Origin of the sequence: Chryseobacterium limigenitum (genome assembly GCF_900114875.1) — a bacterium.
Taxonomy (GTDB): domain Bacteria; phylum Bacteroidota; class Bacteroidia; order Flavobacteriales; family Weeksellaceae; genus Chryseobacterium; species Chryseobacterium limigenitum.
This window is the reverse complement of sequence record NZ_FPKW01000004.1, coordinates 20,663-40,014: the sequence shown is the minus strand read 5'-3', so window position 1 is coordinate 40,014 and position 19,352 is coordinate 20,663. Positions and strand designations below refer to the sequence as shown.

General features: G+C 35.5%; 13 protein-coding genes. 9 read left to right on the top strand and 4 right to left on the bottom strand.

The genetic code is table 11. From position 1 onward, the window contains the following. Window positions 1-440 precede the first annotated feature (440 nt). The 8 genes from BT156_RS06805 to BT156_RS06770 all read left to right on the top strand — a co-directional run bounded on the left by BT156_RS06805 (window position 441) and on the right by BT156_RS06770 (window position 12,078). Window positions 441-3,017 carry a phosphatidylglycerol lysyltransferase domain-containing protein gene (locus BT156_RS06805; protein WP_072408484.1) on the top strand — a complete coding sequence of 859 codons (2,577 nt, stop codon included), beginning with the start codon at window positions 441-443 and terminating at the stop codon, window positions 3,015-3,017. Next, a complete protein-coding gene (locus BT156_RS06800; protein WP_072408482.1) occupies window positions 3,014-3,718 on the top strand; it encodes an AcvB/VirJ family lysyl-phosphatidylglycerol hydrolase in 705 nt (234 codons plus the stop codon). The genes BT156_RS06805 and BT156_RS06800 overlap by 4 nt, the downstream gene beginning before the upstream one ends. Before the next feature lie 527 nt (window positions 3,719-4,245). After that, a complete protein-coding gene (locus tag BT156_RS06795; protein ID WP_072408481.1) occupies window positions 4,246-4,689 on the top strand; it encodes a sugar dehydrogenase complex small subunit in 444 nt (147 codons plus the stop codon). Beyond that, window positions 4,686-6,776 carry a GMC oxidoreductase gene (locus BT156_RS06790; protein WP_072408479.1) on the top strand — a complete coding sequence of 697 codons (2,091 nt, stop codon included), beginning with the start codon at window positions 4,686-4,688 and terminating at the stop codon, window positions 6,774-6,776. The genes BT156_RS06795 and BT156_RS06790 overlap by 4 nt, the downstream gene beginning before the upstream one ends. A gap of 4 nt (window positions 6,777-6,780) precedes the next feature. After that, window positions 6,781-8,265: a ferritin-like domain-containing protein gene (locus BT156_RS06785; RefSeq protein ID WP_072408478.1), complete on the top strand. Its 1,485-nt coding sequence runs from the start codon at window positions 6,781-6,783 to the stop codon at window positions 8,263-8,265. 262 nt (window positions 8,266-8,527) lie between these two features. Then, complete coding sequence (locus BT156_RS06780; protein WP_228430033.1) at window positions 8,528-10,084, top strand: peroxidase, FMP-type; 1,557 nt, start codon at window positions 8,528-8,530, stop codon at window positions 10,082-10,084. Window positions 10,085-10,195: 111 nt separating this feature from the next. Continuing rightward, window positions 10,196-11,002: a hypothetical protein gene (locus BT156_RS06775; protein WP_072408476.1), complete on the top strand. Its 807-nt coding sequence runs from the start codon at window positions 10,196-10,198 to the stop codon at window positions 11,000-11,002. Window positions 11,003-11,040: 38 nt separating this feature from the next. Beyond that, window positions 11,041-12,078 carry a heme-binding protein gene (locus tag BT156_RS06770; protein ID WP_072408474.1) on the top strand — a complete coding sequence of 346 codons (1,038 nt, stop codon included), beginning with the start codon at window positions 11,041-11,043 and terminating at the stop codon, window positions 12,076-12,078. Window positions 12,079-12,088: 10 nt separating this feature from the next. Here the strand turns inward: BT156_RS06770 and BT156_RS06765 are convergent, their stop codons facing one another. From BT156_RS06765 to BT156_RS06755, 3 genes are all read right to left on the bottom strand, one after another. Next, window positions 12,089-12,601: a thermonuclease family protein gene (locus BT156_RS06765; RefSeq protein ID WP_228430030.1), complete on the bottom strand. Its 513-nt coding sequence runs from the start codon at window positions 12,599-12,601 to the stop codon at window positions 12,089-12,091. A 328-nt stretch (window positions 12,602-12,929) separates the two neighbouring features. Next, window positions 12,930-14,738 carry a hypothetical protein gene (locus BT156_RS06760; protein WP_072408893.1) on the bottom strand — a complete coding sequence of 603 codons (1,809 nt, stop codon included), beginning with the start codon at window positions 14,736-14,738 and terminating at the stop codon, window positions 12,930-12,932. Window positions 14,739-15,114: 376 nt separating this feature from the next. Continuing rightward, window positions 15,115-16,143, bottom strand: a complete 1,029-nt coding sequence (locus BT156_RS06755; RefSeq protein WP_066749971.1) for a rod shape-determining protein — start codon at window positions 16,141-16,143, stop codon at window positions 15,115-15,117. A gap of 261 nt (window positions 16,144-16,404) precedes the next feature. On the opposite strand from BT156_RS06755, the gene BT156_RS06750 reads away from it, so the two are divergent. Next, window positions 16,405-18,210 (top strand): serine hydrolase domain-containing protein, encoded by a 1,806-nt coding sequence (locus BT156_RS06750; protein ID WP_072408469.1) that lies wholly within the window; start codon window positions 16,405-16,407, stop codon window positions 18,208-18,210. Between the two features lie 327 nt (window positions 18,211-18,537). Here the strand turns inward: BT156_RS06750 and BT156_RS06745 are convergent, their stop codons facing one another. Then, entirely contained in the window at window positions 18,538-19,350 is an 813-nt protein-coding gene (locus tag BT156_RS06745; protein ID WP_072408467.1) for a DUF4249 domain-containing protein, read from the bottom strand. Between the last annotated feature and the right edge of the window lie 2 nt (window positions 19,351-19,352).

Sequence of the window (19,352 nt, the reverse complement as noted above, 5' to 3'; positions counted from 1 at the left end):
ACATTTAGATTAAAATAAATTAAGACTAAAATAAATTGATATTATCATTAAAAATATGATAAGAAAATCAAGAAATTATTTTATTTTTTTTGAAAATGTTTTTAAAATAATATGCTTTTTAGTATAAAAATGACATTAAACAATATTTTTTTTTCACCATTTTAATGACTAAAGCATAGAATTTTATCAAAATGAGAAAATAATTGATAAAATGCTGATATTAAATTATCATATCCATAAATAGTTTCTCATCTCACAATAAAATCGCCACATATTACTGTTTCACAGTTCGTTAATTCAATTTATTATTATTATTATTTTAGAATTAAAATGAAAGATTACTAAACAGTAGCATATATTATTAAAAGATAATTGATTATTAAAAGATTTTTTATTTATTTTTATTAAAGGGTTTTTACATACGTTACTCCAACACATTTATGAAGATTAATAAAATATCAAAAATCATTAAGCAAGTCGGCTGGAAAGAAGCTTTGGCTGTTATTATCTTACTTCTGGCATTCGTATTTTTCAGGAGTGAAAGACATGAAATGGCATCTATTGGTCCTGAACTTCGTAATGCTGATCTCTACTGGATATTATCCGGAGCTGCATTAACATTAATATATATTGCTCTTCAGGGATTAATGTATGTCACAAGTTTCCGGAGCACTGGATTGGATGTAAAATTACCTGACGCCATTGGTTTATTTTTAAAACGAAATTTTCTGAGCATCTTTTTGCCAGCCGGCGGCGTGAGTTCTCTGGCTTATCTTCCGAGAAATATACGAACCAAAGGTTATAAATCCTCTAAAATTCATCAGGCGAGTGTTGTTTATGGCTTTGTGGGATTGTTAACTGTTCTCATCGTCGGAATTCCTCTTATTGCTTATGCTGTGTTTATCAATAAAAATTTCGGAGACAGCTGGATCGGTATTGCAGTGCTGACAGGCGTTCTTGTACTTTGTTATTTTATTTTTATTTCATTCCGAAGAAAAAACGCTGCGTATAGATTTTTTGAGAAAAAATTTCCTAAAATAATCAATTCTGCGGAAGAAATATTTAACAGTGAAGTTGATAAAAAATATTTCTGGCTCACAGTTCTTGTTTCAATAGCGATCGAATGTTGTGGTGTTTTTCACCTTTTGATTGCGATGTATGCGTTTGGTGTTCCTGCTTCATTTTCTGCGGCGGCGATTTCGTATGTGGTTTCTGTATTGCTTATGATCGTTTCTCCGTTTCTCCGCGGATTGGGAGCGGTAGAATTTTCTTTAACTTTTATCCTCGCTAATTTTGGATACAGTCATTCCGATGGGTTGGGCGTTACGTTGGTATACCGTTTTTTTGAATTCTGGCTTCCTCTTGTGTTGGGAATTATTTCCTATCTCTGGAGCGGAAGAAAGCTTTTTGCGAGGGTATTGCCTGTGTTTATGATTTTTTTATTAGGAATCATCAATATTCTTTCTGTGATCACTCCGGCTCTTGCAGACAGGATTCATATTCTTAAAAACTATCTTCCACTGGAAGCGATTCATCTTTCCAAAATACTGACGCTTATTTCCGGAATTCTGCTTCTGGTGACTTCGGCTAATCTTTTCCGTGGATCTAAAAGAGCATGGTATTTTGCTGTTGTTCTTACAATTACATCGGTAGTTTTCAACCTGACAAAAGCACTGGATTATGAAGAAGCTTTATTTGCACTACTCACGTTGGGACTTTTATTATACAGCCGAAAGGAATATATATTAAGAGCAAAAAGAATGTCGATACATAGAGGTTTCAGCAGGTTTTTAGGGATTTTTGCCATTATTTTTATTTTTGACTGTCTCGCATTCTATTTTATCAGTGAAAATCATTTTGGAATTAATTTCACCAAAGAACAAGCTGTTTATTATACTTTACATACATTTTTATTATTTAAAGATTCGGGGCTTATTTCAAACACTCCATTTGCAAGAGATTTTCAAAATCTTAATTATATTCTAGGTGCTGCTTTCTGGTTGATCCTTATTTTTTCATTTTACAGGATGAATATTCATAAAGAACAAGACGATTCCGAAAATTCCAGTAATGCGGAAAATCTGGTTAAAGAATACGGAAACTCTTCGTTGGATTATTTTAAACTTACTCAGGAAAAGCAGTTTTATTTTTCGGAAGATATCCACGGATTTGTGGCTTTCAGAACTGCCAACGGATTTGCTGTTGTGCTGGAAGAACCTGTATGCCCCGAAAACGATAAAACAGACCTTATCAATGAGTTTGATCATTACTGCCAGAAAAATAATTTAAAAACCTGCTATTATCGGGTTGATGAAAGCGGATTGATTCATTTTAATCCATTAAAAAAACAAAAACTTTTTATCGGGCAGGATGCTATATTGGATGCAGAAAAATTCAGCCTGACCGGAAAAGACAGAAAATCAATACGAAACGGCATTAATGGTTTGGAAAAAGCAGGTTACAAAGCCGAAATATTATATGCTCCCCACTCCGAAAATATTGTTGAGCAAATAAAAAAAGTATCTGATCTTTGGTTAACAGAATCCGATAAAAAAGAAATTGTTTTTGCGGAAGGAATGTTTGACTCCGAAACAGCAAAATTTCAGGACCTTATCCTTATTTTTGATACTGATCGTAAGTGTGTTGCTTTTCTCAACATCATACCTTACTGTGCTCCAGACGAATGCAGTTACGATATGATCCGAAAAACGGAAGATGCTCCAAGTGGCAGCGTAGATTTACTTATCGTAAAATTGGTGGAATACGCCAAAATCAAAGACCTGAAATATATAAATATGGGAATGACTCCCATGGCGGGAATGCAGGAACCGAGCAATGCGGCAGAAGATGCCTTACAATTTGTTTACCAGAGAGTTGGAAGCTTTAAATCATATCAGACCCTTAGAAATTTTAAGGAAAAGTATGCCAATACATGGGAAAATAAATATCTGGTGTACAACAGTGATTTCGATTTAATACAAATTCCTGCTTCTCTTAATAAAGTTATGAAACCATGAAAGATGCATTCAAGTTTATTTTGAGAATACTTTCTTTTGCGGGATTTTTTTTATTGAACTCCTGTATGTCCAAAGATGATTTCAACATCACTTCATGGAATTCAAATACGGATAAACCGATTATCTTTTATCTCAGTGGTGATGCGGGTTTCAACTCTTTTTCAAAAGGACTTGCCAATGATTTTTATATGATGGGATATGATGTTTTCGGTTTAAATACAAAAAACTATTTCTGGAACAAAAAAACTCCGGAACAGACTTCTTCTGCGATTGAAAGCTACATCGATAAACAGCTTCAGGGACGAAAAAATCAAAAGGTCATTTTGATAGGCTACTCTTTTGGAGCCGATGTCACGCCTTTTGTTTACAACTACTTTACGGATGATCTTAAAAATAAAATTCAGCATGTTTTTATCATTGGCCCTTCAAAAACCACCGATTTTAAAATCCATCTTAATGAATATTTCGGGATGGAGCCAAAAGGCAGTATGCTCGTCACTCCTGAGATTAATAAAATGACTGATGCTCCTGTAACATTGATTCTAAGTGATTTTGAATATGCTCATTTTCCTTATCATGAAATCAATTTGAGTAATAATTATCACATGAAACATATTCCGGGAAACCATCATTATAGTGGAAATACGAAAATAATTTCCGGATATATTCAGCAAGTTTTGAAAACTAAAAATTTACCATAACAAACAAGTTTTAAGAAATAAAAGTACCCGACGCAAAATGCCTTTCATTAAATATTTATAGGGTCTTTCATCAAATTGAAATTCGTCCCGAATCAACTTTCACATTTGCTTTTTACTGCTTTGCGCTGTAACTGCATCACTTAATATTGTGAAAAATGTAATAGATATTTTATGTAAAGTCATTTTTTATGAAATTAAGGTCAATTTAATTAATTTTCATAAAATCTTAATTGAAAATAAATTTTATTTAGTCTAAAAACAAAATTTATTATGTTAAATATTTTTATCTCTACTAAGTGATAAATTATGTAATTTTAATACAGAAAAATTCAATTCAAGCCTTATCTAGACTGATTTTAAATAACATTAAGGAGATACAAATTAAGTAGAAATACTGAAATTAAAACAATTCCAACTCTTTACATTTGAATAAACAAAAACTGATAATTATGGCAAATAAGCAATGCTTCAAAATATAAAATGATAACTGTCATTTAAAAAACTTTAACCATCAAAATTTAAACGAAATGATTATTAACAAAATCCTCAACGTCGATGATTACTACTACGACGTGTTTATGTCGATTTCAGGAACTCTCACCGGATTTTCTGCGAACGAGCTGCAATCCACCGGTTTGGCGGAGACCTATTACAAACATATTTTAGGTCAAATAGAAACCGCAACATTCCTAGAATTTCTGAACGTTTCAAAATCTATCCTTGAAAATTCTTTCAGTCAGGATCAATTGAGAAACGCTATCCAATCCGAAATTATGGCAGATCCGGGAATGCAGGATATGTCGAACAATATCATCACGATGTGGTATCTGGGAACTTGGGAAGGCGCTTATGTGAATGAATTATCCTACAAAGAAAGTCTGGTCTGGACTGTTATGCACGCCCATCCACCGGGAGCAAAACAACCTGGTTTCAAATCTTGGGCCGTTCAACCTGTAAACAGCAACTCATGAGCAATATAGAATTCAAAAAAGATGTGGTCATCGTAGGAACGGGGATCGCAGGATCATTGATCGCTAAACTTCTGACCGATCATGTTTTTGATACAGAAAAAGGCAAAATGGTTTACCGTGCAGAAATTGACAATCCTGAAAACGTAAGAGAATTATCAATTTTAATGTACGAAGCCGGACTGGAAGCCGGATTAGAACTGGACTCATCGTCATCATTGACAACCTACAACGAGTACATCCGTAAATTTTATATGGAGGAAGCCAAAGTTCCGAATTCTCCTTATCCAAATTTAAAACAGGCTCCATCACCGGATGTTTTGGACATGGAAAAAATTATTCCTCCGTTTCCGGATAAAAAAGGATACTTGGTTCAGTTTGGTCCGATGCCGTTTGCAAGTGATGCCATCAGAATTGGTGGCGGAACAACGCTTCACTGGTTGGGAACCACTCCAAGAATGCTTCCGAATGATTTCAGACTGACTGAAAAATATGGCATTGAAATCAATAAACCTGATTCTGAGGTTAAAACACCTATCAACTGGCCAATCGATTACGATGCTCTAAAACCGTACTATGAAATGGCCGAATTTGAGATTGGTGTTTCAGGAAATGTCTCAGCTCAGGAATATCCGATTTCGGAAAGTATGGAAGATTATTACGGTAAAGATTATGTTTTTCCGATGGACGAAATTCCTCAGAGTTATATGGATCAAAAGATCATCAATGGTCTTGCAGGAACCAGTGTTCAATTAAATTTTGAAGAGTTTCCGTTAACGATGGTTCCATCTCCTCAGGGAAGAAATTCTACGCCCAATCCGGCTTACGGAAAAGCAAAAATCATTAAAGCCAATTCTACAGATTCGGGATATAAATTATCATTAAATAATATTGAAAACGAAGAATATAAAGCACTGGGCTCTGTCTGGAATCCATACATGGGAGAACGTTGCGAAGGAAATGCTTCATGTGTTCCAATCTGCCCCGTTCAGGCAAAATATAATGCGTTGAAAACCTTGAAAAAAGCATTGTATAAGTTCAATAAAAACGAAAATCTTCAAAAACACAAATTCATCAGCGTTCAGGCACAGAGTGTTGTGTACAAATTGAGTGTTGATCAGGCAGACCGGGAGAAAATTTCAAAAATTCATTTGAGAAGATATATTTCTAAAGAGAAAACAGATTTTGTGGAAGAAGTTGTTGACACCTCAGATTCAATTGTGATTCTTGCAGCCAATGCTTTTGAAAATCCGAAAATTTTACTGAATTCAAAATATACGGTTATCGAAAACGGACAAAAAATTGAAAAAACCGTTGCCAACAGAAGCGATCAGGTAGGAAGAAACTTGATGGATCATATGGTGATGCTGACTTGGGGATTATTTCCAGAGCCGATATATTCATACAGAGGGCCGGGTTCTACGACCAATATTTCGTCTTTCCGTGACGGGAATTTCAGAAGTGAATTCTCAGCGTGGATTTCTCCACTTGACAATTGGGGATGGAGCTGGCCTGCATTTTCTCCGGGATCAGATCTTTCAGAGTTTTTGGGACAAGGTCTTTTTGGAGCTGAATTGAAAGAAGCTTTGACTTACAGACTTTCAAGACAGGTTTTATTTCATTTTGAGATCGAACAATTACCCAATCCGAATAATAGAGTGACCATCAATGATCAATATCTGGATGCTTTGGGAATTCCCCGTCCTGTCATTAATTATGAACTGACGGAATATGAAATGAAAGCAATGGAACAGGCAAAATTAGCTTCCGATCAAATGTTTAAAAGGTTGAATATCGATGATTTCACCAAATATACCGAAGCAGACAAAAACACTTTTATCTACAACAACGTAAGGTATTCTTACAACGGAGCCGGCCACATCGTAGGAACTCACAGAATGGGCGACAATGCAGATGATTCTGTAACCAACAGCTATTGTAAATCTTGGGATCACCCGAATTTATACATCGTTGGTGCAGGAAATATGACGACTTTGGGAACTTCGAACCCTACTTTAACCTTATCAGCATTCACGATTCGTTCGGTAGAATCTATTCTGAGTGATTTAGAAAACAAATTTAAAAACTGAAACCATGAGACAAAGATTAATCAATAAAGCAGAACCTGAACAAATTTTATTAAAAGGTGCTTTCGACAAAAATACCATTGTTGAAGAAGCAATTTCTTTACATTCTTTATTATTCGACACAAAAATCAGCAAAGAAGATTGGCTGGAAGGACTAAAATATCACAGTAAAACATTAACCAATTTATTACTGAATAATCAGACCAAAGAATTTAATGATTATTTGAGTTCTCAGTTCGGATCAGTTTTGCAGGAGATCAGCGTCGACAAATTAGATGCAAAAATAGCTCCCTCATCTAAAAAAAGTAGTCTAGAAAACATGAATTACCGTTCTGTTTTACAAGACCTTTTACAAACAGCGATTCTTATTGAGCATTCAACAATTCCACCTTATCTTACGGCTTTGTATTCCATTAAAGATGGGACGAATCTATTAGCTTCACAAATCATCAGAAGTGTTGCCGTGGAAGAAATGCTTCATATGATCATGGTTTGTAACGTGATGAATGCCGTGAATATTCAGCCATCCGTAAACAAGCCTCAAAACTACCCTACTTATCCAATGAAATTACCTATGAATGTTGATTTCTTCGTAGGATTGGAAACGTTTTCTACAAACAGTATCGCGACATTTATCGCCATTGAAAGTCCGAGCAGCCCATTGGTAAAAGCTCCGGTATATGATCATATTGAAGAAAATCAATCCTTGCTTAAAAGTGCATCAGTAGAGGAAAATAACTTCTGGACTTTAGAAAATATGAAAGGTTTCATCATGGAAAATGTTCATACGATTGGTGAATATTATGATGTTTTATTCTTTTATATCGTTGTTTTTCAAATCATTGCTTATTACAAAGCCAACGGAAAATTACCTCAAACATTTGAAGAATTAAATACAGGAGGAATTTTCACAGGAAATCCGGCAAAACAGATCCGTCCGGAGCAGTATTACGGAAGTGGCGGAAAATTACATGCTGTTGAAGCTTTATCAGGAGTCATTGCTGTTTTTCAGGAAATTAAAGGTCAGGGTGAAGGCGCAGATGATACCATTTTTGATGTTGATCCTTCTCAGTTTGAAGAAGGGATGGAATTGGCACATTATTTCAGATTTAAAGAAATTTTCCATGAACATTATTATTTGGATGGAAACTATAAACCCTTTATGGACGAAAACGGAATGATGCCTGTCACTACTCCACCTGTCGGAAAAGCACTGCCAGTAGATTGGAACGCTGCCTATCCGATGAAACCAAACCCTAAAATGGCAGATTATCAGTCGAATCCACAATTGTATGCGCAAGGAAAAGCATTTAATCAAACCTATAAAAATTTATTGGATGCGATTCAGGCTGCTGTGGAAGGCGACGCCAAAGAGTTAGAAAAATCAATTATGTATATGTATGCTTTGAAAGAGCAGGCTATCGGATTGATGAGCCAACCATTGGATTCTCAATACAATGCAGGACCAACTTTTGAATATCCAACAACTTAAATTTATTAAAATTTTTAACCACAAATCGAAGATTCGACGGAGTCAAAAGAAACAAAAGATTAACACTTTAGTTATTTTAAGTTAATCATTAAAGCGTATATAAGAACACATAAGTTTCTAAAAATCATTGATTTTTATGCTTTGATGAACTTTTGATTTCTAAATAACAGTTTTAATAAATCAATAAGAGCTTTTGCTTCTTTTGCGGTTAAATCTTACGAGTTTTAAACAACTTAATTAATAACCATAAAAACAATATATCATGTTAAAAAGAAAAAAGGAAAGTCTTGAAAAAGGAAGTGAATTTTTAAGAGCACCACAACCAAGTCAGGATCAGCAAGGTTATCTTGCCAATTTAATGGAAGGATACTCGAAACTTTTGATTGACGATCCGGTTACGCCTTTTAGAGAAGAAAATTTACAGGATATTGCGAATAATGTAAAGTATGGTGTTTTAGAAGCATTAAATGGAACGTGGGTAAGCTATAATGCTAATTACAATAAAAATATCGACCGTCCATCATTAGGAAGTGGAATTCACACAACAATTATGCCTTCTCCGGGAACCAACCAAAATACAATTCCAGGAAAATTCAGTTTTGATACGGAAGAATATATCGAAAAATTAACATTCGAAATCGTTCCCGGTGGTGTTCGTAATCGTGGTGGTGCAACGGAATTATTTTGTGGTGCTGTAAAATACGATCAAACCATTAAAAGCGTAAATAAAGTAGAAGGAAATCCGAATTTACAATACGCCGGAATTCACGAAGAAAACGGAATGTATCTTTGGTTAAGCGACGTTTATAATTATGCTGCAACTGAAGAAACCATCAAAAGAGACCGTGGAATTCATGCCTTTTCTAATGAAGATTTTGAAAAATACGGATATAAAGGAGAATACAGAAACGAACCTTTGGTTGAAGTAAGAGACGAAAACGGTAACTCTTCATACATTCTTTTGAGCCAATTAAAAGAAGGACAGCAATATTATGAAATTATTCCGGCACAAGAAATAAAGCCAATGGATGGAATTACAGGACCTTATTTTATTCCTGATTATTCGATCTCAAGAAGTGGAGTTATCCCTCACGGAAGCACGATTACGGTATTGGGAGATATTACCCCTGAAAGTAAAGATAATAAAGTATATTACCTTAGAAACGGCGCTCCGCAATTTCCTACCGGTATTGCAACTTGGGATCCTCCTCATCTTGCTATTTCCCCGACAATGGGAGGTGCCGGAGGTGCTATTAACCTTGACGAACCGGCTCCGGCATGGGTTCACGAGACTTTAAATGATGAAAATGACCCGGGCTCAAACAAAATTTATACGCAGAGAATATTGGCAGATGAGCTATATCCTTATTGCGTAAGACCGGATATGAGATTAAGAGACACATTGAGCGGACAAAATGTCGCCAATTATGTACTTGTTCAGTTATCATCAAAAATGAAAACTGGAGCGCAAGGTGGAATTTTAAACGTTCCTTTTGTTAATCGTTTTGTACCGACAGTTGAAATAGATTTTAATCTTTGGATCGAAACTGTAATTGAAGATGGAAAAGAAATTCTTCAGCTACAATATGAACAAATTATATTTTTCGAGTTTGATTTTGGAAATGATGGCGGTACAACAAGCTGGCCGCACATTCAGGTGAATACGCTTCGTAAAATCGAGGATATTCCTGCGGATCAGAGAAAAATAATCGAACAGGAATTTTTCAATGCGCCTCCTGCAATGAGCATGACAACAACTGCTGCAGTTTCTGAGCGCATTGCCAATCCACCTTCAGGATGTCCATATCATAAAGAATAAAATTTTGATTTAGTATTATTAATTCAAATAAACACTACTCAACCTTATAGGTTTCAGAAACCTATAAGGTTTTTAAATTTTAAAACTAAAAAACTAAAAACCCAATTTATCATGAGCAATCAATTACCTCCAATTCCATCAGGATTTGGATTACCATTCTATTACGCAACCCTTTTTAATATTGAGGTTGCCTTTCTTATTGACCGCGAAAAAGTTTTAAAATACCTTGAAAACACAGGACTCATCGCCGCAGATTTCGATGGAAAAGCTTTGGTAAGTTTTAATTTTCAAAATTATACAGGGCAATTTCCCAACGGATCAAGCACCACTCAGGAAATTGAATTGAACATCGTTTCTTATCCTGAATCTCAAAAAGATGCCGTTGCCTTTGTAACTGCAGAAGAATACCTTCGTGGTGAAGAACAGACAAAGCTAATGGGACACAAACGTGTTTGGGTTCCTTGTGACGCTGATATGGCCATCAAAGCCGGAATCGAATTATTTGGCGAGCCGAAATTCAAAACTACATTTACCACCAATCTCCCTTCATTAAACGTTCCCGGCCAAAATACATGGACAGTAACCTGTAATGATCCAACTGACAGTAAAGAATCAATTTTCACTTGTGTTGCAGATGTTGCGAATCTAATTCCTGAAATATCAGCTTTCTCTCCTATCACAGAATATGGAAAGTTTGAAGGAAAATTAATCGGCTGCCGCTGGAATATTCTTCAGCCAACCAATCTTCATTTTTTAAACTCAGAAGAAAGCAAAAAACGTGTACAAATGACCTACGGAAATTCTGATCATCCAATGAAAACCGATATTGAGTTCCTAATCGGAGATACGCCTGCTTTTGCTGTTCGTACGAGTATGTCGGCTCCGGCTGCAATCCAGACGAGAGCTTATTATATTTAATGTAAACTAAAAACTTTTAACCTTAAAAACTAAAAATTATGAATCTAGAAAGCAAAATGAGAGGCTTAACCTTAGGGGCGCAAGTCCTTCCTCTTGAAAAAGTTTCTGCCTCGGATCTTGGCGCTTTGGCACCATTGGTAGGAACCTGGAAAAACGTCGACGTTCCTGCAACAGCTATTTCAGCGGGTTGGAATACTATTTCTGTTCCCGGACAGGATAAAGGATTTGTTTTTGAAGTCATTCCTTACACAGAAACACTGACCTTTAATCCTGTTGTCGTACAGGCCGGAAATCGTGGTCCTGTCGTAAACGGACAGCAAGTAGAACAAATGATCTTCGGTCTTTTGTATGAACAGCAAATCGTAAGTGCTTGCGACAGTAGCTTTTGCAACGAGCGTGGTTTTCCTGCAGGATCAACGATTCATGTTGAGACGGGATTATTTTTAAACTTAGGTCAGCCAAACGGAGGATACACGATTGCCCGTATGTCGACCATTCCTCACGGAAATTCATTGTTGGCGCTTGGAAGCTCAGTTGAGGTGGGTAATCCGGGAACAGATTTTTTTAGTCCGGCTTCTTCAATTCCAACTTTACTGAATGGTGACAGAATCACTCAGCTTGGTTATTCGGATCAGATTATCGGAAATCCGCAGTTTGCGCCGTTCAATCAAGTTAATCCAAATGCTTTCCTTGAATCTACATTGGAAGCTTTAGTAGGAACAGGCGGAGTGAGCAATATGACTGTTATTCAAATGTCTACCGACACACCCGATGCCAACGGAGGAATTTTGAATATCCCGTTTATCCAGACCAATGTAAACGCTACAAAAATGGATGCAACCTTCTGGATTGAAGATATTGTAGACAGCGCAGGAAATCCAAGTCAGATATTACAGTATTCTCAGACGATTAATCTGGTTTTCCCGGCTACAGGATCTGCACAGCCTGTTAACTGGCCTCACGTTACGGTTAATTCTATGGTAAAAGTACCTGAAACCATGCAACTGCAACAAAAGTTTCAAAGTTTAGATGTGATGGAAGGATTAGATGTGACGCAAGGACTTAAAGAAAGTTAATTTTTAAATACTAAACCTCTGAATTTAATTCGGAGGTTTTTATTTTTAATTTAGCAGCTTTCGATTTTTCTATCTTTATTTTCCTAAAATCCCACGGTGATATTGCATTTTTATCTGACCATAAACCTCGTTTCTGTTTCTTTGCTAAAATTTCATATTCCTTCAGCTTACTATTTTTTGAAGCTTTAAAATACCACCATCCATAGCCTGATTTGATGATTTCAGCAGAAAGATATTTGTCGTCATCATAAAATATTTTAGCAATTGTTCTTCGGTATCTGTCTTTTTTAATTCTGTAAAATATAACCTCTTTTCCAAAGACTTCAGAACTTGTAAATTGTTTGGCATTATTCCCAAAAGGCTGCTTCTTTTCGGGACAATCTACCTCTGCCAAACGTAAAATTTCCTGAGTTTTGTCTGCCAGTAAAGCGACAACAGTATCTCCATCTTTTATACCGATAATTTTCGCCTTGATTTGAGAAAACACGCACATAGACGCAAAAAACAGCAGTATACACATCATCTTTTTCATAAGTGCAATGATAAGAACTTTAAATGGGAAATTCAAAAACCTTCAAATCTTAATTTGAAGGTTTTGCTTTTTGATAAAAAACTTGTCTAAACTTTTTATTTTAACCACAAAAGAAGCAAAAGATTAAACATATTATTTTATTTAAGTTCATAATTAACAGTAAATAAGAACACATAAGTTTTTAAAAATCTTGGATTTTTATTCTTTTGAGGGCTTTTGTTTTCAACATATCTAAACTTTGAATGGTTTAATAATAACTTTTGTCTCTTTTGTGGTTAAAACAAAAAGTTTAAACAGACTTAAAGTATAAGATTTTATATTATTTTTCAAATATTGGAAGTTCAATCCCCGAAAGCATCATTTTATAGTGTTGAAGCTGATTATTAATTGTATTTAATTCTGATTGAAAGAAATTTGATCGAGTAAACAGACTTTCATAATACGAAATTCCCTCAAACAGATTTTCTTTAAAGGTTTTCCATTTTTTATCCTGTGATTTTGTCACTGTTCCTGAGAAATCTGAAACTTCTTTTTTCAAGTGATCAATATACATTTTCAATTCGTTGATGAACATATTTGGACGGGCATTATCGGGAAGGATATTGGTATTTCCGTAAATATGCTGTACCATCTGCGAAAGAGAAACTTCTTTATCAAAAAAAGCAAGATTTGGCCCCGGACAGATCACCACGCCCTGCTTTTCTCCTTTTATTTCCAACTTTTGCTCCATGTAGGCAGCGTTTACCAAACCTACACATAAACACGCTTTTTCAGTAATGTCTTCCTTTCTTTTTTTGAATTGTTCCTTTGTTATTTGATGTTTTTCTGCTTCTAAAATTTCAAGTTTAATATCCTGATATTTTTTTGAAGCTGTACAAATTCCTTCAGCCGAAAATTCTTTACTTAAAGCCAATAATTTTTTAGGACATGAACTTCCATAACGTTTTTTATTGTTTTTGTTTTGTCTAAAAATCTCGTTGGACGTTCCTCTTACGGTATTAAAAGGCACTCCCAAAGGCGAAAGATTACTTAAATAAAAATCATTTTCTTTAGAATTTAAAAGTAATTCCCGCGTTTCCTGATCAACTGAAGTAGCTTCCGGAACGAGTAGAAACGGGGAGCCCCAACCGACACTGTTTACATCATAGGTTTTAAGTAAAAAATCATGTTCTTCCGATGTTCCTACTCCACCCTGAACGGTGATTTTCATTTCCAAAGGCTCAGAAACTGTAATTTTCCCTTTTTGCTGTAAAGCATTGAGCATTAAAGCATGGGCAGAATCTATCAGTTCGTTTTTTTTCTGTTTAAATTCTTCCATGATCGGGCCAAGCAAGAGACCTTCTGTTGCAAAAGCATGACCACCACAGTTTAAACCGGATTCTATTCTGTATTCAGAAACCCAAAGTCCTTTTTTAGCCAAAAAATTCCCCTGAATCATCGCAGAACGAAAATCGCTCACCTTCAAGATAATTTTCTTTTTCAGAAAACCATTTTCATCAGGAAAAAAGTCGTTAAATTCTTCAATATAACTGTACAAACGAGGATTCATTCCCGCGGAAAGCACCACGGAAGAAGATAATTTACTGTTGGCAAAACCGCGCAAAGAAGCATGAGCATCGTTGTATATGACAGGTAACTGCTCATTTTTTTTGAAGTTATCCTTATCAACTTTCGTCATGATATTGACATCTATACTCCCGGGAGCAAGATTTTTTTCAATAAAATGTTTGATCGAAGATGTAAAACTTTCTTTTTGATTCAGAAGATTCTGTAACCCGTTTTTCAGCTCTGAAGTATTGGGAAGCATATCCACAAAGTTCTTCAAAGCTGTTTTGTTTTTTGCAATCTCTTCTTTGAAAGCGTCAAACTTTTCATTAACGATGTCGTCCACCATGTCCAGATAAGCAGTAATTCTTTTGGCACGGTAGTCGTCTATTTTTGTTGAAATACTTGAATAATTTAAATTGAATTTTTCATTATAAAAGTTTTTCATTTTCTCTATAATTTCATCATCAATTATAGAAACAACGGAAGAAATTCCGTATTGCGCGACACGAATAGGACTGTCTATCGTATACGCTAATCCCATCACAGGAATATGGAAATTGTGTAAAGGTTTTTTGATCATTTTTATATTCATTAAAATAATTCTTGGCCTCTAAATTCCCATCAACTAATTCACTGTAAAAATATGAGTTTACGATTAATTATGCATTAAATAATAACTGAATTTCTTGAAAATATGCTTAAAATCATTCTATCTGCTTTTTTTAACGCAAAGAGCGCAATGTTTTCTTTGACTACTAACTGTTTTTAAGTTCGCAAGGGCGTTTGACTACGTCGAATCTTCGATTTCACTCAGCTAGAAGACATATGAATATAAACCCCAACTTTAGTCAGGATTTATATTTTCTATTATAGTTAAAATAAACCTTTAATATCGCGTTGACACCTGTTACTAATCAAATAAAAACAGTACAAATCGAAAATAAGTTATTAAAAAATTAACTGCTCATTAAAAATCTAAACTTATTGATATTTTTAAGTGCGATTCCTGTTCCACGAACAACGGCTCTCAAAGGATCTTCTGCAACACATACAGGAAGTCCTGTTTTTTTGTGCAGTCTGTCCGCCAATCCGTTTAACAAAGCACCACCTCCGGCAAGATAAATACCTGTTTTGTAGATATCTGCAGCCAGTTCCGGCGGAGTAAGAGAAAGTGTTTCCATTACGGCATCTTCAATCCTCATGATAGATTTATCCAAAGCTTTGAAGATCTCTTTATAATTAATCATGATCTCTTTTGGCTTACCCGTAATTAGATCTCTTCCCTGTACAGGAATGTCTTCTAAAGGATAATCCAGTTCCTCCAGTGCAGAACCTATTTCAATTTTAATTCTTTCGGCAGTTCGCTCTCCAATATATAAGTTATGATATGATCTTAAAAAGTAAGAAATATCATTGGTAAACACATCACCGGCAATTTTTAAAGACTTGTCACAAACAATTCCTCCAAGCGCAACAACAGCTATTTCGGTAGTTCCGCCACCTATATCAACAATCATATTTCCCTCAGGACTCTGTACGTCAATACCTGCTCCAATAGCGGCTGCCATTGGTTCATAGATCAACTTTACTTCCTTGGCATTTACCTTTAATGCAGAGTCTTTAACAGCTCTTTTTTCAACTTCGGTGATTCCGGAAGGAATACAGATAACAATTCTAAGTGCAGGCTGAATAAACCTTCCTCTGATCCCCGGAATTTGTTTGATAAATTCCTTGATCATATGCTCCGAAGCATGAAAATCGGCAATAACTCCATCTTTTAAAGGGCGGATTGTTTTAATATTTTCGTGGGTCTTCCCCTGCATTAATTTGGCTTGTTCGCCAACTGCAATGGGCTTTCCTGTTGTTCTGTCTATAGCAACAATGGAGGGTTGATCAATAACAATCTTGTTATTATGTATGATTAATGTATTAGCGGTTCCGAGATCCATTGCGATCTCCTGCGTAAACATATCAAATAACCCCATTTTATCGTTCTTTTATTATATTGCAAAGTACGGCTTTCTGCACGGATATAGATGTCGGGAAAATTGACAACAGAAGTTAAAGTTGTGTTAATTATCCTGATTTATCAATATTTTCTTTTATAATCAACTTTAATAGCAACAATTCTTCTCGGATAACCTCCATGATAGTAAATAATTATCAATTATTAAAATAACACAGAAAACATTTTATTTAATATTCGTAAAACTTATCTATTTTTAGCCAATCAAATTAAAAATAGAATGAAGGCTAAAACTCCTTTTTATACTGTTCTCGTTTTCGGAATGATGGCAAGTCCTTTTTCGGCACAAACAGACTCTCAATTAAAAAATGAAATTGCTAAAGTAGAATCAGGATTGATGCCTGTTGTGCGGTTTCAGGGTGAACCTCTCTGGACTTTAGAGTCTCGTATGAAATATTACAATGTTCCGGGAGTAAGCATCGCTGTCATTAAAAATTCTAAAGTGATCTGGAGCAAAACATACGGATTTGCAGATGTAGAATCAAAAACCCCTGTGAGTTCCAACACGTTATTTCAGGCGGCATCTATGAGTAAACCGGTAAGTGCTTACGCTGCGCTAAAAGAAGTGGAAATGGGAAAACTGGATCCAAATGCAGATGTGAATTCTTATCTGAAATCATGGAAAGTTCCTGAAAATGAATTCACAAAGCAAAAGAAAGTAAGTCTCAAAAATATTGTCAGTCATACTGCAGGTTTTACCGTAAGCGGATTTGCTGGTTACCAAGTTGGCCAACCTATTCCGACATTAGTACAGGTCTTGAATGGACAAGCTCCGGCCAATTCTCAGGCAGTTGTTGTCAATAAACTTCCCGGAACACCTTTTCGTTACGCCGGCGGTGGATATTGCGTCTTGCAACAAATCTTGATAGACCTTGAAGGAAAAGATTTTGCATCAATATTGACTGAAAAAGTACTTTCACCTCTAAATATGAAAAACAGTACTTTCTCTCAACCTTTATCGGAAGCTCAAGCTCAATTTGCGGCTACAGCTTATGATGAAAAAGGAGCCAGAGTTCAAGGAAAATATCACATTTATCCTGAATTGGCCGCTGCAGGTTTGTGGACAACTGCAGAAGATTATGCAAAGTTTGTGATTGATATTCAAAATACGCTGGGCAATAAAAGCCAGACAGTTATTTCTAAAAAAACAGCTGCCGAATTTACAACTCCGTTTATTGATCCATACATGGGATTAGGTATTTTTCTGGAAAATAGAAACGGCAAGGTCTACTTCAGTCACGGTGGCTGGAATGAGGGATTTTCCAGCAAATCTATAGGAAATAAAACCAGCGGTGACGGAATTGTCGTTTTAACGAATACCAACAAGCCTGCATTTATTGAAGAGCTTGTACGCTCGGTTGCAAACGTTTATCAGTGGCCGAATTACGTGAATTCAATCAATAAAATACTGCCTACAACTGAAAAAGATTTTAGCAATAATATTGGTCGTTACCGATCTGATAAGTATGGTTTTTATAAAGTTTATCAGGAGAATAAAAAGCTAATGGCGATCAATAATACAGAAACTCCAACAGAACTTATTAAAGTAGGTGAAGACACTTTTGCAATTCGGGATTGGGATTTTCAATTTAAATTTATAAAAAATAGGAAAACCGGAAAGAGAGAATTGATACAAATTCTGGGGGACAAGACCATCCGGTCGAAAAATCCACAAATGAGCAGTGATGAAAAGACTCCTTTAGAGCTTATTTTGGAAGGAAATTTTGATAAAGGTTTACAATTATATCAAAAAGCAAAAACTGAAGATACCGATCACAATCTGCTTTCCGAAGGTTATTTAAATGGTGTCGGTTACGCTCTGCTTCAACAAAAAGAAGTTACAAAAGCCATCGATGTCTTCCGGGTGAATACTCTACTCTATCCTAAAAGCGAAAATGTATACGACAGTCTAGGAGAAGCTTATCTGGGAGCCGGACAAAAGGAAAAAGCCAAACAGAATTATCAAAAAGTATTGGAAATAAATCCTAAAAATGAAAATGCCACAAAGGTTTTAAAAACATTATAAAAGAAATTGCCTTCATTAATTTGGAGGCATTTTTTGTTTTAGAACTTTTAATTCAGATTAAAATAAGCCCGTTTAAACTTTTTACTTAAACCACAAAAGATACAAAAGCCATGATTGAACATTTTAAAATTTAACCGTTTTGAAAACAAAAGCCCTCAAAAGATAAAAATCAAAGATTTTTAAAAACTTATGTGTTCTTGTTTGCAGTTCATCATGAACTTAAATAAGTAATATGTTCAGTCTTTTGTGCCTTTTGTGGTTTAAACAAGTTCAATAAAAAAATCCCGACTTTCGTCAGGATCTCATTAAATTTTTCTCAAAATATTACTACTCAATCACAACACTTCTCTTACTAACCGTATGCGCTGAAAAATATCCCAAAGCTCCGTTATTAATATTGCTCGGAGGATTGGAAGGCGTAACACCCCCACCGGGACCGCCATCTCCCGAGATCTGAAGAAGAGCGCTGTAATACGTGAAAATATTATTGTCAATACTCTGCATTTCAACATGAATTGTATCTCCGGCCACGACTAAAACATCATCCGGTTCATCACCGTCATCGTTAGGAAGAAACAGAGGACGCTGATTTGGCAATCCGTTATTCACGTTATCAGAAAAAACTTCGAATGTCTTTTTAGGCTTATCATTAACTGTAAAATTAAAAAGATAGCGGTTCCCTAATGCCTGAGGATCGGTAAAAACAGGTAAAAGTGTATAGGTTGTTGTCCCTCCAAACACAAAAGAATCCTGCTCTAGACCTTCGAAATTTACCTCTTGAGGCATCGTGCTTTGGGCAGTATATTCTTTTCCTTCTGCCTGAATTTTCAATGTATAAGTTCTTCCCACGACACCGTTGAAAGCTGTGGTTTTATATTTTCCGTCGCCAACATATTGTAAAGTTTCTGTCTGACCAGTATTATCACTTAAAACAACCTGAGCATTGGTAACTGCAGGATACTGATTATTTTCTGTAAAGGCCACAGATTTTGTTATTCTCACAAAATAGGGGCCGGGCTGATTGGTTATATTGGCTTCTATGACTATGTTTCCGCCTTTGTTATCAAGGTCTAAATCGATCTCTTTTTCGCAAGACGTTAATAAAAACAGGGATAATATGATAAAAAATGTATTCTTCATGA